Annotated in this window: 1 protein-coding gene; it reads left to right on the top strand. The window is 70.1% G+C overall.

Features of this window, described 5'->3' with window-relative positions; genetic code table 11:
• Positions 1-3: 3 nt before the first annotated feature.
• Positions 4-335, top strand: a 332-nt coding sequence (locus ACLQ22_RS31995; RefSeq protein WP_425695601.1) for a ketoacyl-synthetase C-terminal extension domain-containing protein, incomplete at its 3' end; no start/stop codon positions are given.

Genomic DNA, 335 nt, shown 5'->3' with positions numbered 1-335 from the left:
CACGTGGACGCCCCGTCAACACACGTGGACTGGTCAGCCGGATCGGTACGACTACTCACCGAAGCCACACCATGGCCAGACAACGACCGGCCACGACGCGCCGGGGTGTCCTCATTCGGGATCAGCGGCACCAACGCCCACCTCATCCTCGAAGAGGCCGAACCGCTCCAGATCCCGGAAGAAACAGAACCGTTCGAGCCGCCGCAGGACACACCGGCCGACCCGGCGGGCTCGGGCCAACAGTCGCCGGCGGCCCCGCTGCCGGGCGGGGTGGTGCCGTGGCTGCTGTCGGCCAAGACCGAGGTGGCGTTGCAGGCGCAGGCGCAGCGGCTGGC

Source organism: Micromonospora sp. DT178 (genome assembly GCF_049841695.1).
In the GTDB taxonomy this organism is placed as follows: domain Bacteria; phylum Actinomycetota; class Actinomycetes; order Mycobacteriales; family Micromonosporaceae; genus Micromonospora.
Note: the sequence above shows the minus strand (reverse complement) of the source record. Positions and strands in the feature narration are given on the sequence as shown.